The sequence below is a fragment of the Actinomycetospora chibensis genome (assembly GCF_028737215.1).
GTDB lineage: Bacteria > Actinomycetota > Actinomycetes > Mycobacteriales > Pseudonocardiaceae > Actinomycetospora > Actinomycetospora chibensis.
Window position 1 is genome coordinate 275735 of sequence record NZ_JAQZAM010000006.1, and the last position, 16062, is coordinate 291796.

16 protein-coding genes are annotated in these 16062 nt (G+C 76.0%); 9 read left to right on the forward strand and 7 right to left on the reverse strand.

Annotated features, from left to right (window positions below):
* Window positions 1–14 precede the first annotated feature (14 nt).
* Window positions 15–1079, forward strand: coding sequence for an EcsC family protein (locus PH189_RS11750; protein ID WP_274188966.1), 1065 nt, complete (start codon window positions 15–17; stop codon window positions 1077–1079).
* A 110-nt stretch (window positions 1080–1189) separates the two neighbouring features.
* Here PH189_RS11750 and PH189_RS11755 read toward each other — a convergent pair whose 3' ends face one another.
* Complete coding sequence (locus tag PH189_RS11755) at window positions 1190–5773, reverse strand: AAA domain-containing protein (RefSeq protein WP_274188967.1); 4584 nt, start codon at window positions 5771–5773, stop codon at window positions 1190–1192.
* A gap of 177 nt (window positions 5774–5950) precedes the next feature.
* On the opposite strand from PH189_RS11755, the gene PH189_RS11760 reads away from it, so the two are divergent.
* Genes PH189_RS11760 through PH189_RS11785 form a run of 6 tightly spaced genes read left to right on the forward strand, consistent with a single transcriptional unit; the run spans window position 5951 to window position 9647 of the window.
* Complete coding sequence (locus PH189_RS11760; protein WP_274188968.1) at window positions 5951–7159, forward strand: DUF2786 domain-containing protein; 1209 nt, start codon at window positions 5951–5953, stop codon at window positions 7157–7159.
* Between the two features lie 24 nt (window positions 7160–7183).
* Complete coding sequence (locus tag PH189_RS11765) at window positions 7184–7573, forward strand: hypothetical protein (RefSeq protein WP_274188969.1); 390 nt, start codon at window positions 7184–7186, stop codon at window positions 7571–7573.
* A 29-nt stretch (window positions 7574–7602) separates the two neighbouring features.
* On the forward strand, window positions 7603–8145 hold the full coding sequence (locus PH189_RS11770; protein WP_274188970.1) for an NADPH-dependent FMN reductase: 543 nt from the start codon (window positions 7603–7605) through the stop codon (window positions 8143–8145).
* Window positions 8142–8600: a redox-sensitive transcriptional activator SoxR gene (gene soxR, locus PH189_RS11775; protein WP_274188971.1), complete on the forward strand. Its 459-nt coding sequence runs from the start codon at window positions 8142–8144 to the stop codon at window positions 8598–8600. The genes PH189_RS11770 and soxR overlap by 4 nt, the downstream gene beginning before the upstream one ends.
* A gap of 58 nt (window positions 8601–8658) precedes the next feature.
* The gene (locus tag PH189_RS11780) at window positions 8659–9069 is read left to right on the forward strand and encodes a VOC family protein (RefSeq protein ID WP_274188972.1); all 411 of its coding nucleotides are present in this window, start codon (window positions 8659–8661) and stop codon (window positions 9067–9069) included.
* On the forward strand, window positions 9066–9647 hold the full coding sequence (locus tag PH189_RS11785) for a TetR/AcrR family transcriptional regulator (RefSeq protein ID WP_274188973.1): 582 nt from the start codon (window positions 9066–9068) through the stop codon (window positions 9645–9647). Before PH189_RS11780 ends, PH189_RS11785 begins: the two co-directional genes overlap by 4 nt.
* Here the strand turns inward: PH189_RS11785 and PH189_RS11790 are convergent.
* On the reverse strand, window positions 9631–10515 hold the full coding sequence (locus PH189_RS11790; RefSeq protein ID WP_274188974.1) for an ABC transporter substrate-binding protein: 885 nt from the start codon (window positions 10513–10515) through the stop codon (window positions 9631–9633). The genes PH189_RS11785 and PH189_RS11790 overlap by 17 nt on opposite strands.
* A 50-nt stretch (window positions 10516–10565) precedes the next feature.
* Window positions 10566–10928 carry a nuclear transport factor 2 family protein gene (locus tag PH189_RS11795; protein WP_274188975.1) on the reverse strand — a complete coding sequence of 121 codons (363 nt, stop codon included), beginning with the start codon at window positions 10926–10928 and terminating at the stop codon, window positions 10566–10568.
* A gap of 70 nt (window positions 10929–10998) precedes the next feature.
* On the opposite strand from PH189_RS11795, the gene PH189_RS11800 reads away from it, so the two are divergent.
* Together PH189_RS11800 and PH189_RS11805 are read left to right on the forward strand one after the other, a co-directional pair.
* Window positions 10999–11868, forward strand: a complete 870-nt coding sequence (locus PH189_RS11800; RefSeq protein WP_274188976.1) for a LysR family transcriptional regulator — start codon at window positions 10999–11001, stop codon at window positions 11866–11868.
* Between the two features lie 17 nt (window positions 11869–11885).
* Window positions 11886–12647 carry an EI24 domain-containing protein gene (locus PH189_RS11805; RefSeq protein ID WP_274188977.1) on the forward strand — a complete coding sequence of 254 codons (762 nt, stop codon included), beginning with the start codon at window positions 11886–11888 and terminating at the stop codon, window positions 12645–12647.
* Here PH189_RS11805 and PH189_RS11810 read toward each other — a convergent pair.
* From PH189_RS11810 to PH189_RS11825, 4 genes are all read right to left on the reverse strand, one after another.
* Window positions 12625–13839, reverse strand: a complete 1215-nt coding sequence (locus PH189_RS11810; RefSeq protein WP_274188978.1) for a DUF2399 domain-containing protein — start codon at window positions 13837–13839, stop codon at window positions 12625–12627. The two genes, PH189_RS11805 and PH189_RS11810, sit on opposite strands and share 23 nt — an antisense overlap.
* Before the next feature lie 92 nt (window positions 13840–13931).
* Window positions 13932–14408 (reverse strand): SRPBCC family protein, encoded by a 477-nt coding sequence (locus PH189_RS11815; protein WP_274188979.1) that lies wholly within the window; start codon window positions 14406–14408, stop codon window positions 13932–13934.
* Entirely contained in the window at window positions 14389–14793 is a 405-nt protein-coding gene (locus PH189_RS11820) for an ArsR/SmtB family transcription factor (protein WP_274188980.1), read from the reverse strand. The genes PH189_RS11815 and PH189_RS11820 overlap by 20 nt, the downstream gene beginning before the upstream one ends.
* Window positions 14794–14872: 79 nt before the next feature.
* A complete protein-coding gene (locus tag PH189_RS11825; RefSeq protein ID WP_274188981.1) occupies window positions 14873–16033 on the reverse strand; it encodes a TIGR02678 family protein in 1161 nt (386 codons plus the stop codon).
* Window positions 16034–16062: the final 29 nt, after the last annotated feature.

Consider the following 16062-nt stretch of genomic DNA (forward strand, 5'->3'; position numbering starts at 1 on the left):
GTAACGTCCCGCACGTGACCGCGACGACCGAGGACACCGCACCGACGACACCGGACGTGTCCCCGGGCGACGTGGAGCGCTGGCGCGAGGTCGCCCAGTGGAAGGACCGGTCGCTGCAGAGCTCGTCCGGCATGCTCAGCCCGGTCCTCAACGGCCTCGCCGGCGTCCGCGGCGAGATCACGTCGTTCCTGCGCCGGGTTCCCGGCGTCTCCCAGGTCGACGACAGCGTCCAGGGGTTCCTGCACCAGCTCGCCGCGGCGGGCGCGGGCGCGGGCGCGGCGACACTGCGCCGGGAGGCGGTCTTCGCCGACTTCCGCGCCCAGGGCCACGACGTCACCGACTTCAAGGACATCCGCAAGCTCGACATCGCCCAGGTGGAGGCGGCGATGCCCCGGCTGGACATCGGCTACACGGTGTTCGCGGGCGTCCAGGGCGGGGTGACCGGCTTCCTGTCCGGCGCGGGCATCACCGCCGCCGCCGGCGGCACCAACGGCGCCGGCATCGGCAGCCTGCCCGGCATCGCGATGACGGTCGCGACCTTCACCGGCGACACCCTCGTCACCGTGGCCTCCTGCACGCGGGCCGTCGCGCACGTCGCGGCCTACTACGGCTACGACGTCACCAAGCGCTCCGAGCAGATCATCGCGCTGGCGGTGCTCGCGGTCGGGCTGTCGTCCGACGAGGACGCACCCGGCGCGTACCAGGAGCTCACCGAGCTCATCACGGCGAAGACCGAGGAGAACCAGAAGCGCAAGCAGCAACAGGCGCAGATCAAGCGCCTCGGGCAGGCCGTGTACCGCCGCCTGCTGGCCCAGATCGGGCAGAAGGAGCTCGCGCAGCTCGTGCCGGTGCTCGGGATCGGCGTCGGGGCCGTGCTCTCGGCGCGACTGCTGGCCACGGTCGTCGACACCGCCGAGCACCTCTACCGCGAGCGTTTCCTGCACGACAAGTACGAGCTGCCGTTCGGCGTCGACCTGCCGTTCGATCCGGCGACCTACCGGCCCTACGTCGACGGCGAGCCCGACGACGGTGGCGACGACGCGGACGACGAGGGCGACGAGATCTTCGCAGGGGCCTGACCGCGCCCCCGGCCTCGCGGAGCGTGACCGCGCGACCTGAGTGCCCCGGTGATCGACGGAAGAATACGGACACTGGGTGTCAGCGACGCGCCGTCGCTGACATCTGGCCCCTAACGCTCCGTCGACTCCCCGAGGTGGGCACGGATGTCGGCGAAGGAGGTGAACACCTGGTACCCGAGGGCGCGCAGGCGGCCCTGGGCGGGTTCGGTGAGGTCGGGGTCGAGGACGACCGGCGGGGCGAGGGCGCGCCGGCTCAGCCCCGTGGGCCAGAGGGCCGCGGCGTCGGTGAGGACGTCGCCGCCGCGGGGATCGTGCACCCGGGCCTCGCGGCGCGGGGGCGGGAAACCCTGGGCGGCGAGGTCGTCGACCAGGTCCTCGAGCGTCTCGGGCACCGCCTCGCCCAGCACGGCGCGCCCGGAGCGCCCGCGCCGCGGCCGGTACTCGGTGTGGTCGCCGGGCGCGGACTCGACGACGGCGAGCGGCCCGGTCGGCGCCGACGGCGTGATGCCCGCGGCGGCGGCCGCCTCGAGCACCGGCGCCAGCGCCGCCTCGGGGTCGGTGACGTAGCGGGACTCCGCGACGCGGACCACCGGCCAGCCGCACCGCCGCAGGTCGTGCTCGGCCTCGACGTCGGCCCGGGTCGCCGTGCGCCGGTGCTCGTCGCCGTCGCACACCACCGCCAGCCGACCGTTCGCCCCGGTGACGACGAGGTCGAGGGTGCGGCCGTGCACCTCGACCTGCGGGACGACGGCGAACCCGGACGCGGAGAGGTCCGCGAACACCCGCTGCGCGAACAGGCTCCCGAACGCCGGGTGGCGGTGGTCGCGGTCGACCAGGGCGGGCGCCGGGCGGTTCTCCGGCGCGCCGGCGGAGCCGTCGGGCTCGGTCGCGGTGACGTGCTCGAGGAGCTTCCGTCGCAGGTCGGCGGGGGCGAGGTCCTCGGCGGGGACCGAGTGGAACAGCCACATCTGGTCGCGGGCGCGGGACGCGGCGACGTTGAACGCCTGGCGGTAGCGCTCGGCGGTCAGCGACACCAGACGGTGCCCCGGCGCGACGACCATGGAGAGCCAGACCACGTCGCGCTCGTCGCCCTGGAAGTCCGCGGCCACGCCGACCCGCAGGCGCCGGGTCTCCCACTCGTCGACCCCGAGCCGCTCGCGCAGCAGGCCCTCGATCAGCTCGACCTGCCCGTGTCCCTGCAGCACGACGACCCCGAACGTCGCGCCGTCATATGCCGGGTCGGCGGCACAGCGCGCGACGGCGTCGACGAGCGCGGCCGCCTCGGCGTCGTTGGCCAGCGACGAGCCCTGGCCGCGCACCGTCGCCTCGGGCACGAACGTGGCCCGCAGCGGCGGGAGGCGGTCGGCGCCGAACTGGCGCAGCGGCACCAGCGGTGCGCCCGCGCCCGTGTCGTCGGGCCCCGAGTAGAACTCCCGCGACGACCAGCCGACGATCTCGGGCATCGAGCGGAAGTGCTCGCGCAGCCGGATCGGCGGGCCGAACGTCGCCCGGAACACCGAGAACACGCTCGCGCGCGGCGTGAACTGGCTGCGCAGGTAGAACGGCACCTCGGGCAGGTCGGTCTCCAGCCGCGCGAACGCGGGCTCGAGCGAGCCGACGCCGACGTCGGCGGGCGTGCACTGCCGGTCGTCGCCCACGACGATCACGCGCGGGGCGAGCCAGAGCAGGAAGAGGCTGGTCAGGTCGGCCTGGCTGGCCTCGTCGACGATCACCACGTCGAACGCGTCCGGCCGCGGCTCGACCACGGAGAGGACCTCGCGGATCGGCATCACCCAGGCGGGCACGGCGTCGCGGGCGACGGCGACCGCCTCACGGGCCGCGGTGCGGTAGCGGTCGGCGAAGCGCCCGGTGCCCCGGCCGACGGCGGACACCGACGCGCGGTGGCTCTGCAGCGCGCGCATCTGCTCGGCGGTGATCCGGGACAGGCACGCCCGCCATGCCTGCGCCGCCGCCAGCCGGGCCGTGACCCGGGCGAGCTCGACGTCGAGGTCGGCGAGGCGGTCCGGGGCGCCCTCCGCCGCGGTCCACTGCGTCACACGCGCCGCGGCCCGCGCGAACGCCCACGCCCGGTCGAAGCGCGCCTCGCGCTCGGGCCACGCCTCGCCCGCGTGCGCTCGCAGCAGGGCGAGCACCCCGGGCGCCGCACGTTCCAGGCGCTCGCCGAGGGCGTCGGCGCGCCGCTGGTCGCGGGCCTCGTCGTGCGCCGCCTCCACCGCGAGCACCGCGTCGACGTAGGCGTCGGCGTCACGGCGGCGCAGGGCCTCGAGCACGGCGATCAGCTCCGGCGCCTGGCGAGCCAGGGGCACGCCGCCCTGGACGCGCTCGACGACCTCCTCCAGCTCGCTGCGGGCGAGGTCGGCGGCGCGGGTGTCGTCGACGTCGAGGCTCAGGGTGGCGAGCACCCGCAGCCGCGCCAGCGAATCCACCCGCGGGCGTTCGGCCGGCGGCAGGGCGGAGAGCAGGCGCCGGACGTCGACCGCCGCGGTGAGCACCTTGCCGACGGCCAGGCAGGTCGCGCGCAGGGCGAGGACCTGCTCGACGAGCATCGCGCGGTGCTCGGCGCGACGCACGGGGCGGCCGAGCGGCCCGAAGCCCTCGGCCAGCCGGTCGGTGATCTCGAGGATCCGCAGGTGGTGGGCGATGGCGGTGGCGCCGGAGACCGTGGTCGGCTGGGCGCCCTGCAGGCGGATCGACGACAGGTACGGCTCGACGGCCTTCTGCTCGTCGGGCTTGAACAGCCGCTTCGTCGTGCCGCCGTCGGCGAGGAACGCCGCGAAGCGCTCGAACACCGGAGCCGCGGCCGCGGGATCCACCCCGTCGTCGACCAGCACCTGAGCGGGCCCGGCGCGACGGTCGTGGTCCAGCACCGCGTCCACCGCGCGCAGCCCGTCGACCGCGCGGCCCCACAGGTGCCCGGCACGCCCCGAGAGCACCGCGTCGGCGACCCCGTTCGCCCACTCCGCGTCCTCCCCGGTGTCCTCGAGCTCGGCGAGCGCGTCGGCCACCCGGCGGCTGACCGTCGGCAGGTTCGCGGCGGCCTCGGACGGTAGGCGCCCCAGCGCGGCCACGACCTCGCCCGCGTCGCCGCTGGTGGCGTCGAGGCCCCGGGTGACGGTCTCGGCGAGGTCGGCGACGTGGCTCTCCGGCGGCAGCTCCACCGGGGGCGGGAGCACCTGGCGGGCGCGTTCGCGGCGCGCCGGGGTCTCGGTGGCGAGCAGCGCGCGGAGCTCGGCGAACTCCTCGGCGGTCAGCGCGGGCTCGAGCGGGATCTCGGTGTCCGGCCCGACGACGTCGGCGATCCAGCCGTCCTGCGCGCGGGCGGCGAGCACGCGACGGGCGACCTCGGTGCGGGTGCCGGTCATGCCGGGCCCGAGGTCGCGCTGCACCGAGGTCTCGGCCGCGCGCTCGGCGACCAGGGCGTCCAGCGCGGCGTCGCGGTCCGCGCGCAGACCGTCGCGGCGCTCCACGAGCTCGGCGATCGTGCGGTCGGCCTCGTCGGGGTCGAACTCGGTGCTGCGCGCCTCGAGACCCGCGATGCCCGCGCCGAGCCCGGGGTCGCCGCCGTCGGGACCCTCCGCCAGCGAGATGCACAGGTCGCGCATCTCCGGCGGCAGCTTGTCGCGCAGCACCCGCAGGGCCTGCGCCTTCTCGCTGGTCACGAGCACGCGGCGACCCTCGGCGAGCAGCGCACAGAGCAGGTTCGCGATCGTGTGGGTCTTGCCGGTGCCCGGCGGCCCCTCGACGACGACCCCCGAGTCGCGACCCAACCGGCTGAGGATCCGGCCCTGCGCCGCGCCGACGGGCAGGGGGAAGAGCGGGTCGGCGACGGGCGCCTCGTCGTGCCCCGTGCGGGCGAGCCAGGCGGCGCGGTCGGCGGGCTCGATCGCCTCGACGAGCTGGGCGAGGCCGACGGGCAGGGGGCGCTCCGTGTCGGCCAGGTCGGCGACGATCGCGTCGTAGAACGTGCGCAGCGCCGCCGCCCCGCGCCGGCGGGCGACGAGAGTGGGGGCGGGCACGAGCGCCGTGCCGGGCCCGGTCGGGGCGATCCAGTCGTCGCCGCGGGTGTGCTCGACCCGCAGGTGCCGATGCGCCCACCCGGCGAGGACGGTGACGAGGTCGGGGTCCAGCGGCGAGGCGGGGGTGACGTCCTCGGCGGGCGCGGCGTCGTCGACGAGCCCGGTGCCGGCCAGCAGCTCCTCGTGCTCCCAGCGCGCGCCCTCGCCCGCCAACGTCACGACCATCTCGTCCCCGTCGTGCTCGATGCGCACCGGGCGGGCGAGCAGGAGGACCCGGACGTCCTGGTCGGGCGCGTGCAGCAGGCCACCGGCGAGGACGAGCTCGACGGCCTCGGGCTGGTCCGCCGCCGCGCGCATGAGGTCGAACAGCGCGTCGAACGTCGCCCGCATCGGGCCCTCGGCGGGGGCGCGCAGGATCTCGTCGCCGGCCTCGGTGGGACGCCGGACCGCGCTCTGGTCGGCCACGTCGACGAGGGCGAGCTCGCCGACGTGGTGACGGGTGTGGCGGACGGGGCGGGCACGCGCGAGAGCCGCCCGTCGCAGCACCTCGACCAGGCGCTGGACCCGGTCGCGCAGGGCCGGGTCGTGCTCGGGACGCACCGGGGCCGGGGTGTCCTGCGACGATCCGCTCGCGATCCGGAGCGGTTCCTGCGGCACGGCCACGACCTCGCTCCCTCCGCCCGCGTGCTCGGTCCCCCGGCGGACCACAATCGCATCCCGGTGCAGGTGCGGGCACGCGAGCCCGTCCTTGCCGCGAACCCTGCCGCGAAACTCGAGGGAACCGTGCGGGCCCCACGCCCGTCGAACCCCGTGACCGACCCGAGAGGAGGACCCATGGGAACGACGGAGGCACGTGACCTGCACGACCCCGCCGAGGTCGCGCGGTTCCTCACCGGCCTCGCGGCCGTGGACGGCCGGGCGGAGCGGCAGAACGCGGAGATGCTGCGGGGGCGGTACGGACGGTCGCGGGCGCTGTCGGCCGGGGCGGATCTCGCCCTGCTGGACGCGGCCGACGCCTTGCACGAGCACGGCTGGGGTCCCCGCGACGTCACCGAGGTCGTGCGCCGGCGGCTCTCCGCGGGACGGCTCGTGCTCGCGGTCGACGTGCTCGGCGCGGCCGCGGCACGGCGACCCCGCGGCGACGCGGCCACCGACGCCGACCTCGCCGACCTGGGCGCGGGGCTGGGCACGGGGCCGCCGGCGCGCGACACGCCGCTGGTGGTGCAGTGGAGCACGGTGCGGGGTGTCGAGCCCGACGCCGCCCTGCGCGCGGCGGTGGCGCTGGTCGGGCTGATGCGCTCGCTGCCGGCGCTGCCGCGCCTCGGGGAGGAGGCGCGGCCGCCGGACGGGGTCGACGCGCGGGTGCTCGCCCGCGTCCGGGGGCTGCTGGCGAAGGCCGAGTCCACCGAGTACCCCGAGGAGGCCGAGGCGCTCTCGGCGAAGGCGCAGGAGCTGATGGGACGCCACGCCCTCGCGCAGGCCCTCGTCACCCCGGCCGCCGGGACCGGCCCGCGCGCGGCGGCCCGGCGTCTCTGGCTCGACCCGCCCTACGCCAGTGCGAAGTCGAGCCTCGTGCACCAGGTGGCGGCGGCCAACCGGTGCCGGGCGATCGGCCTCGCCGCGCTCGACATGGTCACCGTCATCGGGCACGCCACCGACCTCGCGACGGTCGAGCTGCTGGTCACGTCGCTGCTGGTGCAGGCCGACCGCGCGATGCTCGTCGCGGACGACGGCACGGTGCCCCGCTCGCGGACGCGCTCGTTCCGGCACGCGTTCCTGCTCGCCTACGCGACGAGGATCGGCGAGCGCCTCGCCGCGGCCGCCCACGAGGCCCAGGCGCAGGCCCGCGCCGAGCTGGGCGAGGGCCTGCTGCCCGTGCTGGCCGCGCGGGCGGAGGTCGTCGAGCGCACGGTCGGCGAGCTGTTCCCCCGCGTGACCCGCCGGCGCTTCAGCGTCAACAACGGTGCGGGCTGGGCGGCGGGACGCGCCGCGGCGGACGCCGCCAGCCTCACCCCGGGCCGCGACGCGCTGGCCACCAGGTAGCCACCGGTAGTCCAGGATGCCCCCGTGGCCGGGAACCGCGAGCGACGCGCCGAGAAGAAGCGCCGCCGCGACGCGAAGCGGGGCTTCGACGCCAAGGCCGGGCCCGACGACCGGGGCCTGCCCCCCGAGTCTCTCCAGGCGATGCTGCGCAGCACGGCCGCCGACCTCGCCGGCGGCGACGAGGACGCGCTCACCGAGCTGCGTCATGTCCTCGTCGAGCACCTGGCCCGCCGGCGCGACCGTGTCCTCGAGGCCTGCGACGCGGTCACCGCCGAGGTGACGGTTCCGGCCGAGGGCCCTCTCGGCGCCGAGCTCGCCGGCGGCGGCACCGTGTCGTCCTGGGCCGAGCGGGACGGTGTGCGCACCGAGGAGGCCGCCGTCGCGACCGTCCGCCTGCTCGCGTCCTTGACCTGAACCATCGTCGAGGTTCTAGCGTGACGCCCATGACCGAGAACATCCGGCTCGCCGTCGTGGTCGGCAGCGTCCGCGAGGGCCGCTTCGGACCCGTGGTCGCCGCGTGGTTCGCCGACCGTGCCCGCCGGCGCCCCGAGCTCTCCGTGGACGTCGTCGACCTGGCCGACACGGGGCTGGACGAGGCGTTCGCCGAGCGCGTCGGGCTCGCGGACGCCCTCGTCGTCGTCACCCCCGAGTACAACCACAGCTTCCCCGGCCCGCTGAAGACCGCGATCGATGCGACGTCGGGGCAGCTGCGGGACAAGCCGGTGGGGTTCGTGGCCTACGGCGGCATGTCCGGTGGCCTTCGCGCGGTGGAGCAGCTGCGGCCCGTGCTCGCCGAGCTGCACGCCGTGGGGCTGCGCGACACGGTGAGCTTCCACGGCGCGGCCGGGGCGTTCGACGCCGGCGGCCGGCCGCGCGAGGAGAGCGAGAAGGAGGCCGCCGCGGCGGTGCTGCTCGACGCCCTCGTCTGGTGGGCCCGCACCCTGCGCCGCGCCCGCGACGAGCACGCCGTCGGGAGCCCGACGTGAGCGAGCACCCCCGCCCCTACCCGGGCCAGGAGCTCTCCGTCGGCGAGGTGGCCGAGCGCAGCGGCGTCCCCGTCACCGCGCTGCACTTCTACGAGCGCGAGGGGCTGATCTCCAGCCGCCGCACGTCCGGCAACCAGCGCCGCTTCCGGCGCGAGGTGCTGCGCCGGCTGTCGTTCATCCGCATCGCACAGCGTGTCGGCATCCCGCTGGCCGAGGTCCGGGCTGCGCTCGACTCCCTGCCCGACGGGCGCACCCCGACCCGCGCGGACTGGGAGCGGCTCTCGGCGCAGTGGCGCGAGGAGCTCGACGACCGCATCCGGCGTCTCGAGCAGCTGCGCGACGACTTCACGGGATGCATCGGCTGCGGCTGCCTCTCGATCGACCGCTGCGGCCTGGTCAACCCGCACGACCGTCTCGGCGAGGACGGGCCGGGGCCACGTCGTCTCGTGGGTTGACCACGTCACCTGTCGTGGTTAGTCTGACCACGACAGATGACGTGGTCGGGAGGCCTGCATGCAGTTCAGCACGCTCGGGGTGTGTGTCCACACCGAGGACGTTCCGGCGGTCCGGGCCTTCTACGTCGACGTCCTCGGGTTCACGATGACGCTGGACATCGGCTGGTTCGTGAGCCTGCGACACCCCGATCACGGCGACCTGGACCTGTGCGTCGTCCGCCGCGACCACGCGCTCGCCGGGATGGGCGGGCCGGTGGCCGGGGTGGTGCTCGCGTTCCTCGTCGAGGACGTCCACGCGGAGCACGCCCGGCTCGTCGAGCTCGGCGTGCCGGTCGACGTGGCGCCGCGCGACGAGCCGTGGGGCCAGCGCCGGTGCCTGGTGCGCGATCCGGCCGGCACGGGCGTGGAGCTGGTCCAGGCCACGGCACCCGACCCGGCCTGGCTCGCCTCGGTCGCGTCCGCGTCGTGACCACCCGCCCTGCGCGCAATCCGCAGCGCCGCGACCAGCTCCTCGACGCCGGCCTGGCCGTGCTCGCCGAGCAGGGCGCGCGCGGGCTGACGTTCCGCGCCGTCGACGCCCGTGCCGGGCTGGCCACCGGGACCGCGACGAACTACTTCGCCGACCGGGACACCCTGCTCGCCGAGCTCGGCGAGCGGATCCACACCCGCCTCGAGCCCGACGAGTCCGAGCTGGCGGCCGCCCGCGGAGGGGACCCGACCTCGACCGTGATGCGCCGCCTGCTCGAGCGGGTGCTCGCGCGGCGGGAGGTCTACGTGGCGCTGCTGGAGCTGCGGCTGGAGGCGACCCGCCGGCCGGCGCTGCGCGAGTCGCTGACCGCGACGGTCCGGGCGCGCTTCGAGGCCGACGTGGCGCTCCACGAGGAGGCCGGGGCACCGGGTGGGCGTCAGGCCGTCGCGCTGCTGCACCACGCGATGGAGGGGCTGATCCTCGACCAACTCACGCTGCCCGGGGCGCTCGGCGACCCGGCCGACGCCGGGGCCGTCGCCGAGCGGCTCGCGACGGCGGTGCTCAGCCGAGAGCCGTGATCCGGCCCGGCGGGGGCGCCGGCACGGCGTCGGGGTGCAGCGCGGCCGCCAGGGCCTCGATGCCGTCGACCAGCCGCGGGCCGGCGCGGACGACGTAGGACGCGGAGTCGATCGCGACGAGCGGCACGCCGGGGAGCTCGGCCCGCACCGCATCCGCCTGCGCGATCGCGTCGTCCAGCCCGAACCCGCAGGGCGCGACGAGCGCGACGTCCGGGGCGTGGGCGCGCACCTCGTCCCAGGTCGTCGCGACGCTGCGCCCGCCGTCGATCCCCGCGAGCGGCTCCCCGCCCGCGCGGCGCACCATCGCCGGCACCCAGTGCCCGGGCAGGAAGGGCGGGTCGACCCACTCGAGCGCGAGCACCCGGGGCCGCGGCCGGTCCTTCACGGCCTCGTCGACGGCGCGCAGGCGCTCCTGCAGCTCGGCGACCAGCGCCTCGCCCGCCGCCGGACTGTCCGCGGCGCGTGCCACGGAGGCGACCGCGTCGAGGACCTCGTCGAGGGTGTGGGGGTCGACGGCCAGCACGGTCGCGTCGAGGTCGAGGGCGTCGAGCGCCTCGGCCACCGTGGACGCCGGCAGCGCGCAGACGCGGCAGAGGTCCTGGGTGAGGACGAGGTCGGGCGCGGCGTCCCGCAGGGCCTCGCGGTCGAGCGAGTACTGCGGCAGGCCCTGCGCCGCGCGCTCGCGGACCGTCGCGTCGATCTCCGCGGGCGTCAGGCCCGCCGGCAGGGCGGTGTCGACGACCACGGGGCGCGTGGCCCTGATGGCCTCCGGCCGGTCGCACTCGAACGTCACGGCCACGAGGTCGTCGGCGAGACCCAGCGCGCCGACGATCTCCGTGGCCGCCGGCAACAGCGAGGCGATCCGCACGTGCTCGACCCTATGTGAGCACTTTCCTGCCCTATAGGGGCGGAAAGTGCTCACGTGCTCAGCAGCGGGCGGGGGTCGAAGACGGCGCGGATGCCGGTGACCCGGCCGTCGACCACGTGCGCCCAGTTGACGGTGAGCATCGGGGCCTCGGTCGCGGTGGTGTGCAGGTCGTAGATCGTCGCGACCTCGGGGCCGTCGACGAAGACGTGCCGGATCGTCACGGCGGTCACGATCCCGAACAGGCCGCGCAGGCTCGCCACGTTGTCCTCGAGCCCCTCGACGTGGCCCATCGGCCCGTCGAAGACGACGTCGTCGGCGAGGACGTCGCGCAGGGACTCGGCGTCGTGGCGCTGCCACGCGTCGAAGTAGGCGGTCATGGTGTCGGCGGGGGTGCGGTGCGTCGTCGTGGTCATGCACCCAGCCTCGGTCCGGAGGGCCCAGAAGTCGAAGAGCTGTCGGCGCTCGCTGCTACAACTGATGCTTATGGAACTGCATCAGCTGCGCTACCTCGTCGCCGTCGCCGAGGAGGGCGGGTTCACGCGGGCCGCGGCGCGCGAGCACGTCGCCCAGCCGGGGATCAGCGCCCAGATCGCGCGCCTCGAGCGCGAGCTGGGCCATGTGCTGTTCGACCGCTCGGCACGCGGCGTCCGTCCCACCCCGGGCGGGGAGGCCGTGCTGCCGCACGCACGCGCCGCGCTGGCGGCGGTCGCCGCCGTGCGCGACACCGCCGACGAGCTCGCGGGCCTCGTCCGCGGCCGCGTGTCGGTGGGCATGGTGCGGGGCGGCGGGGTGGTCGACCTGCCCGGCCTGCTCGGCGACTTCCACCGGACCCACCCGGGCGTGGAGATCCGGCTGGTCGAGGCGGCCACCGACGCGCTGCTCGACGGGCTGCGCCGCCACGACCTCGACCTCGCGTGGGTCGGGCGCCACGGCGACCCGCCCGCGGACCTCGACGTCGACGTCGTGCTCGACGTCCCGCTCGTCGCCGTGCTGCCGCCGGGGAACCCGCTCGGCGACCCCGTGACGGTGGCCGAGCTTGCCGAGCACCCGGTGATCGCCCTGCCACCCGGGGCGGGCGTGCGCGCGGCGCTCGACCGCGCCGGGGAGGACGCCGGGGTCGTGCTGACACCGGCGCTGGAGGCGGGGTCGCCACCGGTGCTCCTCGACCTCGCGGTGCAGGGCCTCGGGGTCGCGATCGTCCCCGAGCCCGCCGTCGCCGGGCGGGACGACGTGCGGGTGGCACGTCTGGTGCCCGAGGTCCGGTCGCGGATCGACCTCGCCCGGCGCCGGGACGCGCCGCTGAGCCCGGCGGCCCGCGCCCTGCTCGCCCGGGCTCGGGAGTGGATCGCGTAGCCGACAGAATCGGACGGGTGGACCTGCTGCTCGGGGTACGCCTGTTCGTCCGGGGCGCGGCGACGGTGTTCCGGTCGCCGCGGCTGCTGGCGCTGGGCGCGGTGCCGGCGCTGATCGTGTCGGTGCTCTACGTCGGCGCGCTGATCGCCCTGGTCACGTGGCTCCCGGACCTGGCGGCCGGGGCGACGCCGTTCGCCGACAGGTGGTCCGAAACGACCCGGACGGCAGCGCGCCTCGCGGCCGGCGTCGCGATCGTGGCCGCAGCCGGGGCGACCGCCGTCGTCACCTTCGTGGCGGTGACCCTGGCGGTCGGCGGGCCCTTCTACGAGAAGCTCTCCGAGACCGTCGACGAGGAGCTGGGCGCGGTGCCCGTGCCGCCGGGGTCGTGGGCCGGCGCCGTCCTGCGCGGGGTGCGGGACGGGCTGCTGCTCATCGGGCTCTCGCTGATCGCGGCGGTGCCGCTGTTCCTCGTCGGCCTGATCCCGGTGGTCGGGCCGGTGCTCGCCCCGGTAGGGGCCGCGCTCGTCGGCGGGCGCCTGCTGATGATCGAGCTGACCGCGCCGGCGCTGCAGCGTCGCGGGCTGGACTTCGGGGGCCGCCGGCGGCTCCTGCGGTCCCGCCGGCTCCTGACCTGGGGCGTCGGGATCCCGACGTACCTGCTCGCCGCGATCCCGCTCGTCGCGATCCTCGCCATCCCGGCCGGCGCGGCCGCGGCGACCCTGCTCGCGCGGGAGCTGCGGGGCGAGCCGTCGGCCGTCACGACTCCGCGTGCGCCCTGAGCACCTCGTCCATCACCCGCTCCTCCTCGACGGCCCGACCGTGCCGGCGCATCTCGTCCCGCAACGCCGGGTCCCACGGCGTCGGCGACACGGTGTCCGGGTCCACCCTCGGGAGCTCGACGCCCTCCGCCTGCGCCACCGCCGCGCGATAGTCGGCTGCATCCATGCACCACGGCGTGACGCTCCGGGCGTGCAGGCGCGCGGCGATGCGCAGGCCCGCCGCGTCGAAGTCCCCGTGGTGCCGGACGTGCGCGCCGGCGTCGGTCAGGGCCTGGAGCAGCATCGTCACCCCCCGTGTCGGCTCGCCGTTCGTGCAGACGACGGCCGCCGGCAGACGTTGCTGAGCGGCGGCCTCCAGGAGGCGCGGGTTCTCCACCGACAGGACGACGGTGCCGGAGGGGACGACGACGTCGAGCTCGCGAATGGTCAACGTGGTCAGCGGCGCAGGGGCCCCTGCCGCGGTCATTCCGCGCACGGCGGCGGCCACCCCGTCGCCGCACAGGGGGAGCGCCCAGGTGAGCACGGGCGCCGACACGACGTCGCCGGGTAGGCCCGCGGCGTCCCACATATTGGGGTCGTCGCGGGTGGGGTCGCCGCCGGCACGGTGGGCCAGCGCCGCGCGCACCCACGCGCGGGCGCGCGCTCCGCGGTCGAGGCCGTGGGCGCCTCCCGGCACCGTCCGCGCCGCGATCTCCCCGCGACTCCGGCGGCCGTCCGCGCGGTCCGCCTCATCCAGTACTCGGGCGACGACCTCGACCGCCTCGCGGGCCTGCTGGGCGTCGGGGAGCAGGCGGCGCATCGAGGTCGCCCAGGTCGCGGTCCAGGGCTCCTCCCCGAGCCGGTCCCGCGCGAGCTCGTCCAGCACCGCATCGCGTTCGGCGCGCCGCGAGCGCCCCGCGTCCCGAGCCTCCTTGCGTCCGCTCGGCGTGTGGCCGGCGGCCGCGAGCACGCTCGGGAGATCGGTGCCGAGATGCCGGAGTCGGTCCTCCAGCTCGGCGAGGTCGAGCTCCCGGAGGACGACCTGCCGACGGCGTCCGAGGGCGCTGAGGAGCTCGCGGTGGACGGTGCGGTCGAGATGGTCGGGCAGGCGCACCCGGCGTCGGTCGTCGAGCCCGTTCCGGTCGAGGGCGCGGGCGACATGCCGCCACAACGGGTCGAACGCGGGCTCGAGCAGCACGGCCGGGACGCTCACGGATGCAGTCCAGCACGAGCCCCCGACATGCGAGCTGAGGGCATTCCTGACGTTGAACGTCAGCATGGCCCCATGCTGAGACACCCCGTGCCTCAGGCGTAGTCGTCCCAGTTCGGCATCGGGGCACCGTGCAGGCTCGCCTCGAGGCGGTCGAGGTACCAGCGCCAGCCGCTCTCGACGTCCGCGCGCTCCAGTCCGTCGGCGAAGCGCTGGGCGAAGAGGAGCACCGCGCCGTCGCCGTGGGGCTCGATGGTGAGGTCGAGGTGCCAGGACCGTTCCTCGCTCTCGGGGAACTCGACGGCGAGGTGGCGCGGCGGGTCGCAGGCGAGGATCCGCACGTCGGCGGGCTCGGCGACCTCGCCGCCCGCGTCCGCCTCGCCCGTCATCGTGAACGCCACGGTGCCGCCGACGCGGGGCTCGCCGGTCCAGGTGCCGATCCAGCGGCCCAGGCGCTCGGAGTCGGTGATCGCGGCCCAGACGTCGTCGACGGGGTCGGGGTACTCGCGGCGCCAGACCAGCGTGGTCGTGCCGTCGGGGTCGGTGCGGGTCTCAGCCGGCGGTGCGGTCATGACGGTCTCCTTCGTCGTCGGTGGCGGCGGCGGCCCGGCGGGCACGCCGGCCGCGGTGCATCTCGGTGTCGAGGGCGTCGAGACGGCTCGCGGGGCCGGCGCTCTCGAGCGGTCGGAATCGCTGCAACCAGGCGTCGAGCTCGGCGAGGGGCCGCCGGTCGAGTCGGTAGATGCGGTGCTGACCCGCGACCCGCGACGTCACCAGGCCCGCCTCGCGCAGGACGCGGAGGTGGCGGCTGATCGCGGGGCGGCTGATGGGGAAGGCGTCCGCGATCTCGCCCGCCCCGACCTCCTCGTCGGCCAGCCGCTCAAGGATCGCCCGGCGCACCGGGTCCGCGAGCGCATCGGCGGGGAACACACTGGAATATGTAACCAGATACTTCATTAACCGTCCAGCTACATGTCGCGATGATCGAAGTACCGATACGGACGTTGAGTGTCTGCGACGGCACTTCGCTGACACCTCAGAGCAGCGTCGGCTGCTCGTCCTCGTCTTCACCGTCGATCACGGTGACCGCGGGGGCGTAGCGGGCCGCGGCGGGCAGGACGCGCAGGGAGCCCTCGGGCCCGCGGGAGACCAGCCGCATCGCCTCGAGCAGCCCGACGACGTCGACGGCGAAGCGGTCGCCGTCCGCGATCGCCGCCTTCGACCAGTAGCGCCCGTACTCGCCGACCAGCTCCGTGAGCACCTCGCGCACCGACGGCCACGGGATCGGCTCGGGGTCCTCGGCCGGTCGGAACTGGTAGATCAGCTCGCTCACCAGCAACAACGCCGCGTGCGCGACGGTGCCCGAGCCCGGGAACGCGAGGTCGGAGCAGCCACCGTCGACGTCGAGCGCGGCGAAACCCTCGGCGCGGGCCTCGACGACGAGCCCGGTGCGGGCCTCGATCCGGCGGGCCTCGTCGCCGGCGTGGCGCCGGAGCTCGGCGAACCGTGCCGGGTCGAGGTCGTCGGCGTGGACCACGGGGTCCTCCACGAGCCGCCGGCGCGCCGCCGTCGACGCCGACCCGCGCGCGCGGGCCCGGGCGAGGAGGTCGGCGGGCGTCTCGGCCCCCGCCACGGCGCCGACCGGCAGGAGCGCCATCCGGTCCTGGCGGACCTCGAGCAGCGCGTCGGCGTCGGCGTCGTGCTCGTAGAGGCCCACGCCGCGGTCGAGCTCGCGCACCATCCCGTGCGCGATCAGCCAGCGCAGCGCCGTCACCAGCGCCCGGCGCGACGCGGTGTCGGTGTCCATCACGATGCCGGCCTCGGCGGCGGCGGAGTGCACGCCGTTGACGAGGTCCCGCAGGCTCGTGCGGTCGGGACCGGAGGTCGTCGCCGCGAGCACCAGGACGAGCGCGGTGTACTCGGACGGCGTGAACGCGCGCGGCGTCGTCGAGATCGTGCGCAGCGGCCGGTCGGCGGGCACGTGCCCGACCTTGACCAGCCGCGCGGTGTCCGCGGTGACGACGAGGCGGTAGTTCAGCTCCTGGGTGAACCACGCATCCAGCGCGTCGGCGTGGCGGCGGACCAGCGCGACGATCTCGGGGTCCGCCTCCGCCGTGCGCCACGGCCGCGTCAGCAGCGCCCGCGTCGCCGCGACGAGCTCGCCGTCGCGCTGGGGGTCGGAGCGCGCGGCGGTCATGACCCGGTCCCGCTGGACGAACGAACGGC